The 16324-nt window shown below is 64.2% G+C and carries 13 protein-coding genes and 2 riboswitches; of the genes, 3 read left to right on the top strand and 10 right to left on the bottom strand.

Annotated elements, in window-relative coordinates:
* Positions 1-426 precede the first annotated feature (426 nt).
* Together WNM05_RS07280 and WNM05_RS07275 are read left to right on the top strand one after the other, a co-directional pair.
* Positions 427-1530, top strand: coding sequence for a porin (locus tag WNM05_RS07280; RefSeq protein ID WP_434633761.1), 1104 nt, complete (start codon positions 427-429; stop codon positions 1528-1530).
* Between the two features lie 84 nt (positions 1531-1614).
* The gene (locus WNM05_RS07275; protein ID WP_434633759.1) at positions 1615-2178 is read left to right on the top strand and encodes a hypothetical protein; all 564 of its coding nucleotides are present in this window, start codon (positions 1615-1617) and stop codon (positions 2176-2178) included.
* Positions 2179-2226: 48 nt separating this feature from the next.
* Here the strand turns inward: WNM05_RS07275 and WNM05_RS07270 are convergent, their stop codons facing one another.
* From WNM05_RS07270 to gluQRS, 9 genes are all read right to left on the bottom strand, one after another.
* Positions 2227-2877 carry a TetR/AcrR family transcriptional regulator gene (locus WNM05_RS07270; protein ID WP_434633758.1) on the bottom strand — a complete coding sequence of 217 codons (651 nt, stop codon included), beginning with the start codon at positions 2875-2877 and terminating at the stop codon, positions 2227-2229.
* A 327-nt stretch (positions 2878-3204) separates the two neighbouring features.
* Positions 3205-4785 (bottom strand): ABC transporter substrate-binding protein, encoded by a 1581-nt coding sequence (locus tag WNM05_RS07265; RefSeq protein WP_434633756.1) that lies wholly within the window; start codon positions 4783-4785, stop codon positions 3205-3207.
* Positions 4786-4928: 143 nt separating this feature from the next.
* Positions 4929-6923 (bottom strand): putative bifunctional diguanylate cyclase/phosphodiesterase, encoded by a 1995-nt coding sequence (locus WNM05_RS07260; RefSeq protein WP_434633754.1) that lies wholly within the window; start codon positions 6921-6923, stop codon positions 4929-4931.
* A gap of 241 nt (positions 6924-7164) precedes the next feature.
* Positions 7165-7809 carry a class I SAM-dependent methyltransferase gene (locus WNM05_RS07255; protein WP_434633753.1) on the bottom strand — a complete coding sequence of 215 codons (645 nt, stop codon included), beginning with the start codon at positions 7807-7809 and terminating at the stop codon, positions 7165-7167.
* A gap of 358 nt (positions 7810-8167) precedes the next feature.
* Complete coding sequence (gene gcvP / locus WNM05_RS07250) at positions 8168-11020, bottom strand: aminomethyl-transferring glycine dehydrogenase (protein WP_434633752.1); 2853 nt, start codon at positions 11018-11020, stop codon at positions 8168-8170.
* A 92-nt stretch (positions 11021-11112) separates the two neighbouring features.
* Complete coding sequence (gene gcvH, locus WNM05_RS07245) at positions 11113-11499, bottom strand: glycine cleavage system protein GcvH (RefSeq protein WP_434633750.1); 387 nt, start codon at positions 11497-11499, stop codon at positions 11113-11115.
* Between the two features lie 57 nt (positions 11500-11556).
* Positions 11557-12645, bottom strand: a complete 1089-nt coding sequence (gcvT, locus tag WNM05_RS07240) for a glycine cleavage system aminomethyltransferase GcvT (protein WP_434633749.1) — start codon at positions 12643-12645, stop codon at positions 11557-11559.
* 39 nt (positions 12646-12684) lie between these two features.
* Positions 12685-12783, bottom strand: a riboswitch (glycine riboswitch).
* A gap of 14 nt (positions 12784-12797) precedes the next feature.
* Positions 12798-12888, bottom strand: a riboswitch (glycine riboswitch).
* 169 nt (positions 12889-13057) lie between these two features.
* A complete protein-coding gene (locus WNM05_RS07235) occupies positions 13058-14341 on the bottom strand; it encodes an amino acid permease (RefSeq protein WP_434633748.1) in 1284 nt (427 codons plus the stop codon).
* 341 nt (positions 14342-14682) lie between these two features.
* Positions 14683-15579 carry a tRNA glutamyl-Q(34) synthetase GluQRS gene (gene gluQRS, locus WNM05_RS07230; protein WP_434633747.1) on the bottom strand — a complete coding sequence of 299 codons (897 nt, stop codon included), beginning with the start codon at positions 15577-15579 and terminating at the stop codon, positions 14683-14685.
* A 94-nt stretch (positions 15580-15673) separates the two neighbouring features.
* Here gluQRS and fdxA point away from each other — a divergent pair, with 94 nt between their 5' ends.
* Positions 15674-15997 (top strand): ferredoxin FdxA, encoded by a 324-nt coding sequence (gene fdxA, locus WNM05_RS07225; protein ID WP_434633746.1) that lies wholly within the window; start codon positions 15674-15676, stop codon positions 15995-15997.
* Between the two features lie 24 nt (positions 15998-16021).
* On the opposite strand, the gene WNM05_RS07220 is transcribed toward fdxA, so the two are convergent.
* On the bottom strand, positions 16022-16315 hold the full coding sequence (locus WNM05_RS07220) for a hypothetical protein (protein WP_434633745.1): 294 nt from the start codon (positions 16313-16315) through the stop codon (positions 16022-16024).
* Between the last annotated feature and the right edge of the window lie 9 nt (positions 16316-16324).

Below are 16324 nucleotides of genomic sequence, written 5' to 3'. Positions count from 1 at the left end.
AGTAAGTCGAGTATCCGCTCAATTTACATAGTCGATGCTTTCTTTTAAGATGATCGTAAGCGAATTCAAGTGGATGCAATCCGCGCCTGCTGGATTCACTTCAAGTCACGTTGATTTTCCGGCCCGCTCGACAAAAGCGGGCTGTTTTTTTGCCGGGCCGACCTCAAAGTCCGCGCGAATGCCGCAACAAGCAAGCCAATGCCTCATTGTGACTCTTTTTTACCACACCCCCAAAACTTCCCCACCCGCACAGTAATACCCCATACCATTCAAACGGTTACAACATACAAAAACGAACATCGCCTCGAGAAAACAGCGACATTAGTTGCTTGATAGCAACACAATCGGCTCGCTTAAGTTGCATTCCCACAACCCAGCCAATAGCATTTGCTCACATTCCTAAACCTAAAAAAGGATGACTTGACCATGAAAAAAAGTCTGATCGCCCTGCTGGTAGCCACCCTGCCGGCCGCCGCATTCGCTGACGTGACCATCTACGGCACCCTGAAGGCTGGCGTTGAGAACGTCGACAACGGCGTTACCAAGAAAACCAATATCGACGACCTGGGTTCCCGCATCGGCTTCAAGGGTTCGGAAGATCTGGGCAGCGGCCTGAAGGCTATCTGGCAAGTTGAAACCGGCTTCGCCATCGACGGCGGCCACAGCGGCAGCTCTGCTGACGGCACCTACTCTGGCTCCAACTCCGGTACCTTCGCCAACCGCAACTCCTTCGTTGGCCTGCAAAGCAGCCTGGGTACCCTGCGTCTGGGCAACATCTCCAACTACGGCGACAGCGACATGGGCACTGTTGACGTATGGCAGTACAACAGCAACGCGCTGGGCCTGGGCATCTTCACCCGCGACAACACCCGCCTGAAGAACTCCGTGCGCTACGACCTGCCGGCCGTGGTTCCGGGCCTGACCGCCTCGCTGCAATACGGCGCCAAGGAAGACAAGACCGCCAACACCAGCGATCGCGAAACCAGCGTCCTGGGCCTGGGTTACGAGAACAGCGGCTTCTTCGGCAAGTACAGCTACACCCACGAATCCAAGGTTAGCGTTGCCAACGACAAGCATCAGCTGGAAGTCGGCTACAACGCCAACAACCTGTTCGTCGGTCTGGGCTACAAGCAATCGAAGGGCGACGTTTCGTCGACCCACCTGAGCGCTCTGGCCACCAAGGCACAGGTTGCTGCCATTCAGCAAGAAGTTGACGCCGCAGCTCCGCTGATCGGCAACAACGCTTCGCTGAAGTCGACCGAATACGCCCTGACCGCCGCTTACACGCTGGGCGCCTTCACTCCGAAGTTCACCTACGCTCAAGGCCAGGACATCAAAGCCGGCAGCTACAAGCTGAACGACACCGGCTACAAGCAATTCGTGCTGGGCGTTGACTACGCTCTGTCCAAGCGCACCACCATCGGCGCGCAATACGGCCAGATCAAGCTGGAAGACAACGCAGCTGTCCTGGTGAACAACGGCGAAGACAAGATCAAGGCCTTCGGCGTGAACATGATTCACAGCTTCTAATTCAACGGTTCGACGCAAGAACCCGCGAACGTAGAAACGAAAAGACCCGCTTCGGCGGGTCTTTTTGCATTCGCGAGACCTGATATGAAAATACCACTGACCACCCTCGTCCTGGCCGCGCTGCTACTGCCCGCCGTCAGCCGCGCCGATGGTGCCGCTCCGCCGGACGACTCCGCCAGAATCCGCGTCTTCCAACAGAATGGCGTGACGCTGGGCCTGTTTCCAGGCCGCGATTGCTACCGCGCTTCGCGCTTCGGCAACCATGGCGGCATCGTCGAATCGCACGCGTTCAAATCCTTCCTGCACCTGTCCAGCAACAAAAGCATAGGCATGCCGGAAACGCCGAATAGCCGCGGCCTGTCGGCCAGAAGCACGCTGTTTTCCGCGGCTTACTATCAGGAATACCGGCTTCCCGCCGGCAAGATCGCGACGGTGACCGCCGCCTTCGGCGATGCCGGCGGCTGGTATTGCAACACGCAGGCGGTCAAATTCACGCCTCAGGCGGGAACGGACTACGAGGCGATGCTGGATGTCAGTCTCGACGACAAGACCTGCCGCCTGGTGATAGGCAGCATTCCCTCCGACCATCCGGACGCCGCGCTGCAGACGCTGCCGGATCTGGCCCCGGCCTGCTCGAGCGGCAAATGAAAAACCGCCCCTCCCCGTAGGGAGGAGCGGTCTGGATTCCAGGTCCGCTCAGAACGGCAGCTGATAGACCGGGTTGCGGGTGTCCGCCCCCTCCTGCCGTATCCGCTCCAGCTCGGCCTTCAAGGCCGCCTGCAGCCACTGCTCGCGCATGCGGTCGCCGTCCGGATGCTCGGACAGCGTGCGGTACAGCGCCATGCCGTGCATCGTCGTCATCATCGTCAGCAGCGTGGCGAAAAAGCCGGTGGAGATGGCGTAGCGGGGAAACAGCGAGGCCATCATCGCGACGAAACGGTCGCGGAAATAGGTGCTGGAGCTGCCGAGGAAGATGTCCCGCAGATCCGGCGTCGTGCGCGCGGCCATCAACAGCTCCAGCAGCACGATGTGGCGCGGCGACATCACCAGCGCCTTCATCAGAGCCACGATGCGCTCCTCCTCCGGCATGCTGGCCGGCAGCTGGCTGGCCAGGCCCAGCGCGGCGTCGAAGATGTCGTCGACCACCTTGCGTCCGACCGGCTGCATCAGCTCGTTCTTCGTCGCGAAATGGCGGAACAACGCCCCCTGGGACACGCCGGCGCGGCCGCAGATCAGCTGTACGCTGGTGCCGTGGTAACCGCTCTCCATCAGGCACTCTATCGCCGCCTCCACCAACTTGCCTATGGTGGACTCCCTGCGGCTTTGCTGTGTTCGTCTGGTTTGCATCTATTGTTTTATCATTTATCGTCCCGCCGGCATGCTGCGCGCAAGCGGCCGCGCAACGCGGGCGGGCACATTCTAAGAACAAGCAAGACACGCCAAACGCCAGGCGCTCCTCTCTCTCCTGGTGGCCGCAACGCAAGCGGCCACTACAGCAATACTACCAAAAGCGGACAGGCAATATGCAACTTGCTTCTCGGCGGCATCGGCGGCGGCGCGGGCCGCGCCGGAAACCGTCGCCGATTATCGGCCGGCATCCGGCTCCGCCGCTTGCGCCAGGACAAGCATACCGCAAAAAAGAGAGGGATTGATCGGTTTTTATTTTGCCAACTGTCACTTCAGACTGGCGGCGGCAAAGCTGACGCGCCCGTAAGGATTGGCCGCGAAGCCCGCCACTTCCCGCCGCGCCAGCGCGAAGGCGGTCGGATGGGCCAGCGGCAGCCACAAGGCCTGATCATGGACGATGCGCTGCGCCGCTTGGTACAGCTTGGTCCTGGCCTTGAAATCGCTGGTCTTCTTGCCGTCGGCGATCAGCTTGTCCAGCCGGGGTTCGCAATAGCGGGCGAAATTGGTGCCGGACTGGACAGCGGGGCAGGAAAACTGCGGCGTCAGGAAGTTGTCGGGATCGCCATTGTCGCCGGCCCAGCCCATGAACAGCATCTCATGCTCGCCGGCCTTGCCGCGCCTGATCAGCTCGCCCCATTCCAGCACCTTGATCTGCAGGCGGATGCCGACCTTGGCCAGATCGGCCTGCAGCAGCTCGGCCCCGGCCTTCGGATTCGGATTCAGCGTGCTCCCGCCCGGCCGCACCCATACCGAGACGTCGAAGCCGTTCGGATAGCCGGCCTGCGCCAGCAGCTTCCTGGCCTGAGCGGGATCATGAGGGTAAGGCTTGACGGATTTGTCGTAGCTCCAGGTATTCAGCGGGTAGATCAGATTGGCCGGCGTCGCGGTGTTGTCGAACACCACTTTCAGATAATGGCTCTTGTCGAAGGCGAGATTGATCGCCTGCCGCACCAGCGGATTGTCCAACGGCTTCTTCTGGCTGTTGAAGGCGACAAAGGCGGTCATAAAGGCCGGCGTGCTCAACAACTGCAGCCGGGCGTCGGACTTGGCGGCCTCGACGTCCTGCGGCTTCGGCGACAGCGCGATCTGGCATTCGCCGGCGCGCAGCTTCTGCAACCTGACGCTGGAATCCGGCGTGATCGCGTAGATCAGTCCGGACACCTTGGGCTTGCCGCCGAAATAAGAGGGATTGGGCAGGTAGCGCACCAGCGCGTCCTTGGCGAAACTCTTGAACACGAAGGGGCCGGTGCCTATCGGCTTGCTGTTCAGTTCGGCCGTCCTGCCCGCCGCCAGCAGCTGCGCCGCGTATTCGGCGGAATAGATCGAGGCGAAGCCCATCGTCAGGCTGGACAGGAAGGTCGCTTCCGGATAATTGAGCTCGAAGCGCACCGTCTGCGCGTCCAGCTTGCGCACCGCCTTGATCAGCTTCGGAAACTGCATCGCCTGCGCATGCGGATAGCCGGAGGGCGCCGTCTTGTACCAGGGATGTTCCGGATTGAGCATGCGCTCGAAGCTGAACACCACGTCGTCGGCGTTCAACTTGCGCGTCGGCTTGAAATAATCGGTCGTGTGGAAAGCGGCGTCGGCGCGCAGATGGAAGGTATAGCTCAAGCCGTCGGCGCCGACGTCCCAGCTGCGCGCCAGGCTGGGCCGCAGCTTGCCGCTGGCGGCGTCGTACTCGACCAGCCGGTTCATCAGCACGTCGGCCGAGGCATTGGTGGTGACCAGCGAGTTGTACTGCACCACGTCGAAGCCTTCCGGATTGGCGTCGGTGCAGACGGTCAGCGGCCTGGCGACGGCGGCTAGCGGCAGCAAGGCCGCCAGCAAGGCGAGGCGCGGAATCTTCATGGTTTTCTCCTTGCGGCGCGCGGCGGTGATGCCGTGCGCATTAACCGCCCTAGGTTAAGCCAACAGCGGGATAAAGACCACGATTTAATCCACATATTGATATAAGAGCCTGTTCAGGCAGCGGCCGCCGCCCGGCCTCGCCCTCACAGCAATAATTGCGTAAACGCCGCCGCCGGCAGCGCCGGGCTGCACAGGAAACCCTGGTACTCCTGGCAGCCGCGCGCGGCCAGCCATTGCAGTTGCCGCGGCGTCTCCACGCCCTCCGCCACCATGTTCAGGCCCATCATCCGGCACAGCGTGGTGATCAGCTCGGTGATCGCCGGTTTTTCGTCGAGATCGGCGATGAAGGATCGATCTATCTTCAGCGAGGTCAGCGGGTAGCGCTGCAGATAGGCCAGATTGGAATAACCGGTGCCGAAATCGTCGACGGCGATGCGCACGCCCTGGTCGCGCAGCGCCTGCAGCGTGCGCATGGTCTGCTCGTCGTGGCCCAGCAGCACCGATTCGGTGATTTCCAATTCCAGCCTTTCCGGCTGGCAGCCGCTGTCGGCGATGACCTGAGCCACCAGCGCCGGCAGCGACGGATCGACGAACTGGCAGGCCGACAGGTTGACCGACACCGTCAGATCCAGGCCGCGTTCGCGCCATGATCGCTGCTGCCGCGCGGCCTGCAGCAGAATCTGCCGGCCCAGCTCCAGAATCATGCCGCAGTCCTCGCACAGGGATACGAAGGTATCCGGCATCAAGAGGCCGCGCTGCGGATGCTGCCAGCGCGCCAATGCCTCCGCCCCGACGACCTGGCCGCTGACGACATTGACCCGCGGCTGGAAATGGGCGACGAACTCCCCCCGCTCCAGGCCGCGGCGGATGTCGTGCTCCAGCGCCAGCTGCGCCTGGCTGCGCGCCTCCAGCGCCGGCGTGAAGAACACCAGATTGTTGCGTCCGGCGTCCTTCGCGGCATACATCGCCAGATCGGCGTGCCGCATCATTTGCTCGATATCGAGCGCGCCGTCGCCGCACAGGCTGACGCCTATCGACGCCGACACGCTGACATCCATGCCGCCCAGCCGCACCGGCATGCCCAGGCTCTGCAGGATGCGACGCCCCAGCTCCTGGGCCCGGGCCTCGGCCTGCGGCGCCGCCAGCATCACCAGGAATTCATCGCCGCCCAGGCGCGCCACCTTGTCGTCGTGACCGAGCAGCTGCGTCAGCCGGCCGCTCATCCTGATCAGCAATTCGTCGCCACTGGCGTGGCCCAGCGAATCGTTGACGTTCTTGAAACGATCCAGGTCGATGAACATCAGCGCCACTTCGCGGCCGTTGCGCCGGGCCTGCTGCAGATAAGGCAGGCATTCGCTGCGGATGCCGTTGCGGTTGGGCAGCCCGGTCAGCACGTCGTGGTTGGCCAGGAAGCTGGCGCGCGCCTCGGCATGCTTGAGGTCGGTGATGTCGACCTCGCTGACCAGCAGCGCGTCCTGGCCCGATACCGCGTCGCGGCAGGCGCGCGCGGCGATCTCGTGCCAGCGCGTGCCCAGCCGGGTCTGCACCTGGGCCAGCCGGCGCGCCTCTCCGGCGGCGGCCACGCCCTGCTTCAACGCCTGCCAGTCCGCGTCGTGAAGAAAACGGCCGCGCCAGTCCTCGGCGGCGTGCGCCACCTTGGCCCGCGCCGACGGATTGCGGTACAGCGCCCGTCCGGCTCCGTCGTACAGCGTGATCAGCGTCGAGGTGTGCATCAGCGCCTCGGCGCTGCGCAGCGTGGCAGGATCGGCGCTCAGCGTGTTCTGCGCCTCGCAGAACATCATCATCCGGCCTTCGGCGCGTATGCCGCGGAACGCCACTTTCAGCAGTTGCGGCAGACCGTTCGGATACAGCGTCCAGCTTTCGGTGAACACGGCGTTGTCGCGTTCGAAATCCTGCTGATACTGTCCGAGCCGCTGCGCCACCGACACCGACATGTCGGCGGCCATGTCGCGGGTGCGCAACTCGGCCAGACTGTCGGCCCCCCACAACTGCAGCGCGGCGCCATTGGCCCAGAACACACGCTTGTGATCGATATCGAACACCCATACCGGCAAGCTGAGGGCCTCCAGCATATCCAGTTTGTCCCCCTGCCAGGAGATCGCTTCATTGTTCGGCATGCTTGCCGCTAACCTTTTATTTATCCATCAAAAAATGCCAATCGCCGCCTTGCGGCGGCAGCGGCCATTGTAGCAAGCAAATCGCTTGCGGCTGTGGATTTCGACGCGTGCGCGTCACGGTGGTAGCCCATCCAGATGGTTCGTTTACGAACCGTTTAGACCGTTTAAAGCGCCGGCTATCGCTTTCGGCAATAAAAAAGCGGAGCGCCCCGCGCCCCGCCTTGTCCTGTGCCGGCCGGTCTCAGGCGGCCCGCAGCTGGTCGTTGCGGCCGAACAGCCTGGCGATGCCGTGATAGTGCGGCAGGCCGTGTCCGACATCCAGCGCGTACTCTTCCTGGTAGGCCAGCAGCGCCAGCGACGAGAACTGCTGGCGCAATTCGTCGGGCCGGTAGTAATGGCGGACGTAGGCGGCGGTCTCGCTGGCCTGCCCCCCGTCGACGACGCAACCGGGATCGTTGACCATGAACACCGAGACGAACAGATAGCCGCCCGGCACCAGCCCGTCCATCATCGCCTGCGCCAGCCGCTGACCGGAAGCCTCGTCCAGATGGTCGAGCGAGGTGTTGGCGACGATGACCTGATAGCGCCGCGGCTCGATTTCCAGATTGGCCAGATCGACCACCTTGGCGCTGACGTCGAGCCGGCGCTCGCCGGCCTGGGCGCTCAGCCGCTCCACCGCCTCCGACGACTCGTCGACGCCGCACATCGAAAAACCGCACGATGCCAGGTACAGCGCGTTGCGCCCCTGTCCACAGCCGAGATCCAGACCGGGTCCGGCGCCCTTCACGCCATACTTCTCCAGATAATGCACCAGGAACGGAGACGGCTTGTCTCCATAGAAAGAACCGTTATTGCGGTAGTATCCGTCAAAATCCGCAGCACCCATCTCGCTTGCCCCTGCTTTGCCTGCCTGCCAAAACCAGTACCCGCCGACAGATGATGTCAGGTCGACTAAGTACCACCACTTACATAAGTAGTAGTCAGCATAGGACATTGTGACAATGTTGATATTTTTATGAAGACCAAATTTGCACGGACGCCGCATGACGGGGTGGGAAATGCCAGAAAACGACTAAGTATTAGTACTTACCAATCCGAAAAACTAAGTATTAATACCTATCCATTTTGGGAATAAAGCCTCGCTGCCGGCGGCCGACCCTTCTTCCGGAGAGCGGTCCCGCGCGCAGAAAGAAAGCGCCCCGCAGGCGGCATGCCTTGCGGGGCGCGGGACGGCGCGGCTGCTCTTATTCGTATTCGGCCACGCTAGGGCAGCTGCACACCACGTTGCGGTCGCCGTAGACGTCGTCGATGCGGTTCACGCTAGGCCAGAACTTGTTCTCCAACACGTAGGGCAGCGGGAACAAGCCCTGCTCGCGACTGTACGGACGGTTCCAGTCGCCGGCGATGTCGGCCTTGCTGTGCGGCGCGTTGCAGAGCGGGTTGTTGTCCGCCGGCCACGCGCCGTCCTGCACCTGGGCGATCTCGGCGCGGATGGACGCCATCGCGGCGATGAAGCGGTCGAGCTCGGCCTTGGGCTCGGACTCGGTCGGTTCTATCATCAGCGTACCCGGCACCGGGAAGCTCATCGTCGGCGCGTGGAAGCCGTAGTCCATCAGGCGCTTGGCCACGTCCACCTCGGTCACGCCGGAGGCGGCCTTCAACGGACGCAGGTCGATGATGCACTCGTGCGCGACGCGGCCATTGGCGCCGGTGTACAGCACCGGGAAATGCTCGGCCAGACGGGTGGCCAGGTAGTTGGCCGACAGCAGCGCGTTCTCGGTGGCCTGCTTCATGCCTTCCGCGCCCATCATCGCGATGTACATATAGGAGATGGGCAGGATGGAGGCGGAGCCGAACGGCGCCGCCGACACCGCGGTCTGGCCTTCCACCGCGCCCGGCACCGGCGCCACCACGTGGTTGGCGATGAACGGCGCCAGGTGCGCCTTCAGGCCGATAGGGCCCATGCCCGGCCCGCCGCCACCGTGCGGGATGCAGAAGGTCTTGTGCAGATTCATGTGCGACACGTCGGCGCCGATGTCGGCCGGGCGGGTCAGGCCCACCTGGGCGTTCAGGTTGGCGCCGTCCATATAGACCTGGCCGCCGTGGGCGTGGACGATCTCGCAGATCTCTTTGATGCCCTGCTCGAACACGCCGTGGGTGGACGGATAGGTGATCATCAGCGCCGCCAGATTGGCGGCGTGCTGCTCGGCCTTGGCCTTCAGGTCCGCCACGTCGACGTTGCCGGCCTCGTCGCACTTCACCACCACCACCTGCATATTCATCATCTGCGCGGTGGCCGGATTGGTGCCGTGCGCCGATTGCGGGATCAGGCAGATGTCGCGGTGGCCTTCGCCGCGCGACTCGTGGTAACGGCTGATGGCCAAGAGGCCGGCGTATTCGCCCTGGGCGCCGGAGTTCGGCTGCATCGAGATCGCGTCGAAACCGGTGATCGCCTTCAACTGCGTCTGCAGGCCCTCGATCAGCTGCAGGTAGCCGACGGTCTGCTCGCGCGGCGCGAACGGGTGCATATTGGCGAATTCCGGCCAGGTGATCGGGATCATCTCGCTGGTGGCGTTCAGCTTCATCGTGCAGCTGCCCAGCGAGATCATCGAGTGGTTCATCGCCAGGTCGCGGTTTTCCAGCTTCTTCATATAGCGCAGCATCTCGTGCTCGCTATGGTGGGTGTTGAACACCGGATGGGTCAGGATGGCCGACTCGCGCTTCAGCGCGGCGGGGATCGCGTCCTGGGCGGCGGCGTCCAGCGCGGCCAGATCGGCCGACTTGCCGGTGAACAGTTCGATCAGCTTGGCCAGATCCGCCTCGGTGGCGGCCTCGTGGAAGGCCACGCCCAGCACGGTCTTGCCGACGCGGCGCAGATTGTAGCCGGCGGCCAGCGCGGCGGCGTAGATGGCGTCGGCCTTGGGCGCGTCCACCTGCACGGTGTCGAAGAAGCGGTCGAACACCAGCTTGCCGCCGGCCTCCTTCACAGCATGGGCGAAGATGGCGGCCAGGCGGTGGATGCGCGCGGCGATGCGCTTGACGCCCTCCGCGCCGTGGTAGACGGCGTACAGGCCGGCGATATTGGCCAACAGCACCTGGCTGGTGCAGATGTTGGAGTTGGCCTTCTCGCGGCGGATGTGCTGCTCGCGGGTCTGCAGCGCCATGCGCAGCGCGGTCTTGCCCTTGGCGTCGATGGACACGCCTATGATGCGGCCCGGCGCCGAGCGCTTCATCTCGTCCTTGAACGCGAAGTAAGCCGCGTGCGGGCCGCCGAAGCCCATCGGCACGCCGAAGCGCTGGGTGTTGCCCAGGGCGATGTCGGCGCCCATTTCGGCCGGCGACTTCAAGGCCACCAGCGCCATCACGTCGGCGGCGACGGCGACGACGCCGCCCTTGGCCTTGATCGCGGCGATGTACGGGGTCAGGTCGATCAGGTCGCCGGCCTCGCCCGGATACTGGAACAGCGCGCCGAAATAGTCGCCGTTGCCGGCCTCTTCCGGGTGGCCCTGCACCAGTTCGAAGCCGAAGTACTTGGCGCGGGTCTTCATCACGTCCAGCGTCTGCGGCAGCACGCGGCTGTCGACGAAGAAGCGGGTGGACTTGGACTTGGACACGCGCCCCGCCATCGCCATCGCCTCGGCGGCGGCGGTCGCCTCGTCCAGCAAGGACGCGTTGGCCATTTCCAGGCCGGTCAGGTCGATCACCATCTGCTGGAAGTTCAGCAGCGCTTCCAGACGGCCCTGGGCGATCTCGGCCTGGTACGGGGTGTAGGCGGTATACCAGCCCGGATTTTCCAGCACATTGCGCAGGATGACGGTGGGCGTCAGCACCGGGTAGTAGCCGAGGCCGATGAAGGACTTGTTGACCACGTTCTTGCTGGCTACAGCTTTCAGCGCGGCCAGCGCCTCGGCTTCCGGCTGCGGCGACGGCAGATCCAGGCGGCGGTTCAGGCGGATGTCGGCCGGCAGCGTCTGGTCGATCAAGGCGTCGATGGACGGCGCGCCGACGGCGGCCAGCATCTCGGCGCGCTCGGCGTCGGACGGACCGATGTGGCGGGCGATGAATTCGTGGCGGTTGAAGAGTTCGGAGAGCGACATGCTTGGGACTTCCTTCGTTGCGGCGGCCTAGACGAGGCCACGCCGGGAAAAACAACGCCCCGGCGTCTTGCGACGGCGGGGCGGTCAGGCTATCAGGCGCCGATTTCCTTGGCGTAGGCGGCGGCGTCCATCAGGCCGTCCAGATCAGCGGCGTTGGCCGGCTTGATCTTGAAGAACCAGCCGTCGCCGTACGGGTCGCTATTGGCCAGCTCCGGCTCGCCTTCCAGTTCCTCGTTGACGGCCAACACTTCGCCGGCGATCGGACAGTAGACGTCGGAAGCGGCCTTTACCGACTCCACCACGCCGGCCTGCTCATCCTTGGCCAGCTTCGCGCCGACCTTCGGCAGCTCGACGAAGACGATGTCGCCCAGCAGTTGCTGCGCGTGCTCGGTGATGCCGACGGTGACGGAACCGTCAGCTTCCAGGCGCAGCCACTCGTGGCTGTCGACGTATTTCAGTTCGGCGGGGATGTTGCTCATCTCGGTTTCTCCTTGATAACGGTGTTCGGGTAAAGGCGGCTCGTCTCGCCGTCCGGTTTATTCGAATACTTTCTTGCCGTTGCGGACGAAGGGCAGCTTGACCACGCGGACATCGGTCAGCGTGCCGCGCAGGTCCACCCGGGCGGAGGCGCCGGTGGCGGCCGGCACGCGGGCGATTGCGATGGAATGCTTCAGCGTCGGCGAGAAGGTGCCGCTGGTGATCACGCCCTCGCCGACGCCGTCCACCACCACCTTCAGGCCTTCGCGCAGCACGCCGCGGCCTTCCAGCACCAGGCCGACCTGCTTCATCTTCACGCCGGCGGCCTTCTGCGCTTCCAGCGCCTCGCGGCCGTTGAACTTGCGCTCGGCCGGCTCCCAGGCGATGGTCCAGCCCATGCCGGCCTCCAGCGGCGACACGGTCTCGTCCATGTCGTGTCCGTACAGATTCATGCCGGCTTCCAGACGCAGCGTGTCGCGCGCGCCCAGGCCTATCGGCGCGACGCCGGCGGCTTGCAATTGATTGAAGAAGGCAATCGCCTGGTCGGCCGGAACCATGATCTCCAGGCCGTCCTCGCCGGTATAGCCGGTGCGGGCATAGAACCATTCGTCCTGCGGCAGACCCTGGAACACTTTCAGCGCGCGGATGGCGTCGGCCAGCTCCGGCTTGACGGCGCAGACCTTGTCTATGGCTTGCGGGCCTTGCACCGCCAGCATCGCCAGGTCGCGGCGCACCTTCAGCGCCACGTCGAAACCGGCCTTCTGGGTTTCCATCCAGGCCAGGTCTTTTTCGGTGGTGCCGGCGTTGACCACCATGCGGTAGCCGTAGGAAGTGAGATAGACGATGAGGTCGTCGACGACGGTGCCCTCGGCGGTGAGCATGCCGGAATACAGCGCCTTGCCCTCGAAGCCGAGCTTGGCCACGTCGTTGGCGATCAGTTTTTGCAGCCAGGATTTGGCGTCGGAACCGGTGATGTCTATCACCGTCATGTGCGAGACGTCGAACATGCCGGCGTCGCTGCGGACGATTTCGTGTTCCTTCAGCTGGGAACCGTAGTGGATGGGCATTTCCCAACCGGCGAAATCGACCATCTTGGCGCCGGCGGCGAGGTGGGCTTCAAACAGCGGAGTACGTTTCGGAGCCGTCATGGCGCGCGTCCTTCGAGAAAAGTGTGGATAGCCTCACAACCACACCCCTCTGTCCCTGCACCTGAGATTTTCCGGCCGCTCAAGCCGTTAGCCCCTTCGGTGGGCGCCGCGCGGGCACCGCTCTCCAGATTGCGCGAACCGGCTGCCGCCGGCCCGATGATACAGTCCTTTTGCCTGAGCGATTGCGGGTGCGCTTGCGCCTTCGGCGGCGGCCAGAAAGCCGCTCTCTCCTGTATGACCCGGCGATTATGGTGGCAGTGGCGCGAGCTTGGCAAGCCCTTATTATTTCTACTTAAAACGACCCGAATAAATGTTTTTCATGGAAAAAATACGCGCAAGATTTTCATTCGAAAGCATTCGAAAACGAAAAAGCGCGGCCTGAGCCGCGCTTCCCGTTTCCATGCCCGCGCGCCTATTCCGCCGCGTGCCTTTCCTTCAGCTGCCAGACATAGATGGGCAGGCCCAACAGCAAGAGCAGCATGCCCCACATCACGATGTCGGCGCCGGAGCCGTACAACGCCCACAGCGAGTAGACGAAGCCGATGCCGGCGAAGAAACCGGGCGCGACATAGTCCTTGGGCGCAAACGCCTTGCCGCGCATCAGCATGATGGCGATCAGCGCCATCGAGCAGAAAGCGTACGGCAGCAAGGTGGTGGCGGTGGCCAGCAGGATGATGAATTCGAAGATCTTGACGCCGCTGTCGCCGCCGGCGTACTTCATCGCCATCAGCACGGTGACCAGGCCGCTGGACAGCAGCAGGCCGAAGATGGGCACGCCGGCCGCGTTGCGCTGGCCGAAGCGGCGTGGGAACAGGCCGTCCTTGGCCGCCGCAGCCGGCACATGCGCCTGCATCAGGCTCCAGCCGTTCAGCGCGCCGAAGCAGGACACCACCGCGCCGAAACCGACCGCCCAATAGCCCCAGTCCCCCCACATCAGCCGCGCAGCGTCGGCGAACGGCGCCTGCGAGGCGGCCAGCACGTCGGCCGGCATCAGTCCCATCAGCGACACCGTGGACAGGATGTAGAGCACGGTGGCCAGCAGCGTGCCGATCACGGTGGCGCGCGGGATGGTCTTCTCCGGCTCCACCACGTCGCCGGCCGGCACCGAGGCCGACTCCAGCCCCAGGAAGGCCCACAGCGTCAGCGCCATCGTCGCCGACAACGAGGACAGCAGCGGCTTGTTGTGCGGGTTGAACGCCAGGTTTTCCGGCTGGAAATGGAAGAAGCCGATGAAGGTGACCGCCGCCAGCGGCAGCAGCTTCAGCAGCGTGGTCACCACCGCCACCACGCCGGAGCTGCGCGCGCCGCGGCTGTTGATCCAGGTGACGATCCAGATCAGGCCAATGGCGACGGCGCCGGCAAGCGGCTCGTTATGACCCAGCACCGGGAAAAACACCTGCATATAGCTGGTGGCCGCCACCGCCAGCGCGGCGTTGCCTGCCCACAGCGCGATCCAGTAGCCCCAGGCGATCCAGAAACCGGCGAAATCGCCGAAGCCGGCGTGGATATAGGCGTAAGGGCCGCCTTCGCGCGGCAGTATCGCCGACAGACGGGCGAACACCAGCGCCAGACAGATCGCGCCGCCGGACGTCAGCAGCCAGCCCAGCATGGACACGCCGCCGAACGGCGCCAGCGATGCCGGCAGCAGGAAGACGCCGGAACCTATCATATTGCCCACTACCAGGGCGGTGCACATCCAGACTCCGAGCGAGCCTTTATTGTGGGTGGAACGGTTTTCGCTCAAACCTGATTCTCCGTCTCGAACCAAAGCATCGCGCGCCCGGCGGCCAAGGGCCGGGCGCGGGGGAAATGGCAAGGAAATGCGTTCAGTCGACTCGCGCCGCTGGCTTCACGATAGGCGAAACCGGCCTGGCCGGCTCGGCCCGGAACATGCCGACGGCGCGCGGCGCCTGCGCCGCACGAAAAAAAGGGCGCATTAAAACACAGTTTTGACGTAAAAACATGTCGCATCGACGATTTTTTTTAAAGAAAATCGTTCGGCGCCAGCCACTTATGACATTAATGTTGCAAATGGAATCAATCGAGTTCCGCCAGCAGCGGGCCGCGCGGCACCCGGGACAGCGACCAGTTGGCGATGGCCCAGCGCCACAGCTCGGCCAGATCGCCGCACTCGGCCGGCGGCGCATGTCCCAGCCGGGCCAGCGCGCCGCGCAGGCGCCGCGCGGCGTCGTCGACGCCTATCGCCGGCGCCAGCGTCTGCTTGGACAGTTTTTCGCCGGCGGCATTGGTCAATACCGGCAGATGGCAATAGCCTGGCGCCTCCCGGCCCAGCGCGCCGTAGACGGCGAGCTGGCGCGGCGTCGACACCAGGAGGTCGGCGCCGCGGACGATGTCGGTGACGCCCTGCTCGGCGTCGTCGACCACCACCGCCAGCTGATAGGCCCAGAAGCCGTCGGCGCGCAGCAACACGAAATCGCCGATGTCGCGCGCGAGGTTCTGGCCGTACTCGCCCTGCAACCGGTCGCGCAGCACGCTCTCCCCCTCGTCGACCCGCAGGCGCCAGGCCCGGCCTTCGCGACCGTCCGGACAGCCGTCGCGACAGGTTCCCGGATAGACGTAGCCGTCCGGTCCGCGCCGCGCCAGCGCGGCGATCTCCTTGCGGGTGCAGCAGCAGGCATAGGCGCGGCCGGAGGCGATCAACTGCTCCAGCGCGGCGCGGTACAGATGATGGCGCCGGCTCTGGTAGACCACTTCGCCGTCCCATTCGAAACCGAAAGCCTCCAGCGTGCGCAGGATGTCGGCAGCGGCGCCGGGCACTTCGCGCGGCGGATCCAGGTCCTCCATCCTCAGCAGCCACTGGCCGCCGCGGCCGCGCGCCTCCAGATAGCTGCCGACGGCGGTGCTGAGCGAGCCTGCGTGCAGCAGGCCGGTGGGACTGGGCGCGAAACGGCCCCGGTACGAGGGATCTGACATCGGGTTCAAGGCTGCCGAATCCGACGGGATCGGCGAATTGCCGCTAAAATGACGGTAATCCCGAACCACGATTCAGCTTTAGAAGGGTAGACGAATGACGTACGTTGTAACCGATGCCTGTATCAAATGCAAATACACCGACTGCGTGGAAGTCTGTCCGGTCGACTGCTTCCGCGAGGGGCCTAATTTCCTGGTGATAGACCCGGACGAATGCATAGACTGCTCGCTGTGCGTGCCGGAATGCCCGATAGGCGCAATCTACTCCGAAGACGACGTGCCCAAGGGACAGGAAGGCTTCCTCGAGCTTAACGCCGAACTGGCGAAGGCCTGGCCCAGCATCGTCGAGCGCGTCGATCCGTTGCCGGACCACGCCGACTGGGCCGAGGTCAAGGACAAGCTGAAGTATCTGGAGCGCTGAGGGCCGCTCGCCGGACCGCCGCGCTCATTCGCAACGGAAAACCGCCCGGCTGCGTTCGGCGTCCCCCTTTTCCACCCGCAGCAAGACGGCATGCCCGCCGAGCGCGCCGCACTGAGCAGCGGCGCGCCTGCCCGCCTCGGACAGCTCCCCGTCGTAGACGTGGGCATATTCGTACACCAGCCGCGACGCCGAAACCTCAAGCGGCCGCACCGTCTCGCCAGGCGTGACGAAGGCGACGCCGTGCACGGCGCAGCCGCCCAGGCTGCCCGCCGCCAGCGCCGCCAGCACGCGGCGGCGCCACGCGAAGAATTCCGCCACCCCCTTCTC

The organism is Chromobacterium sp. CV08 (assembly GCF_051129845.1).
Taxonomy (GTDB): Bacteria; Pseudomonadota; Gammaproteobacteria; order Burkholderiales; family Chromobacteriaceae; genus Chromobacterium.
The sequence above is the reverse complement of the archived record's forward strand: the minus strand, read 5'-3'. Positions and strand labels throughout refer to the sequence as shown.

Coding starts and splice junctions, on each gene's coding strand:
- WNM05_RS07260 (WP_434633754.1), bottom strand. CDS start 6,923: ATGCCGAACAATGAAGCGATCTCCTGGCAGGGGGACAAACTGGATATG.
- WNM05_RS07265 (WP_434633756.1), bottom strand. CDS start 4,785: ATGAAGATTCCGCGCCTCGCCTTGCTGGCGGCCTTGCTGCCGCTAGCC.
- WNM05_RS07270 (WP_434633758.1), bottom strand. CDS start 2,877: ATGCAAACCAGACGAACACAGCAAAGCCGCAGGGAGTCCACCATAGGC.
- gluQRS (WP_434633747.1), bottom strand. CDS start 15,579: ATGTCAGATCCCTCGTACCGGGGCCGTTTCGCGCCCAGTCCCACCGGC.
- WNM05_RS07235 (WP_434633748.1), bottom strand. CDS start 14,341: ATGTGCACCGCCCTGGTAGTGGGCAATATGATAGGTTCCGGCGTCTTC.
- WNM05_RS07255 (WP_434633753.1), bottom strand. CDS start 7,809: ATGGGTGCTGCGGATTTTGACGGATACTACCGCAATAACGGTTCTTTC.
- WNM05_RS07280 (WP_434633761.1), top strand. CDS start 427: ATGAAAAAAAGTCTGATCGCCCTGCTGGTAGCCACCCTGCCGGCCGCC.
- gcvH (WP_434633750.1), bottom strand. CDS start 11,499: ATGAGCAACATCCCCGCCGAACTGAAATACGTCGACAGCCACGAGTGG.
- gcvT (WP_434633749.1), bottom strand. CDS start 12,645: ATGACGGCTCCGAAACGTACTCCGCTGTTTGAAGCCCACCTCGCCGCC.
- fdxA (WP_434633746.1), top strand. CDS start 15,674: ATGACGTACGTTGTAACCGATGCCTGTATCAAATGCAAATACACCGAC.
- WNM05_RS07275 (WP_434633759.1), top strand. CDS start 1,615: ATGAAAATACCACTGACCACCCTCGTCCTGGCCGCGCTGCTACTGCCC.
- gcvP (WP_434633752.1), bottom strand. CDS start 11,020: ATGTCGCTCTCCGAACTCTTCAACCGCCACGAATTCATCGCCCGCCAC.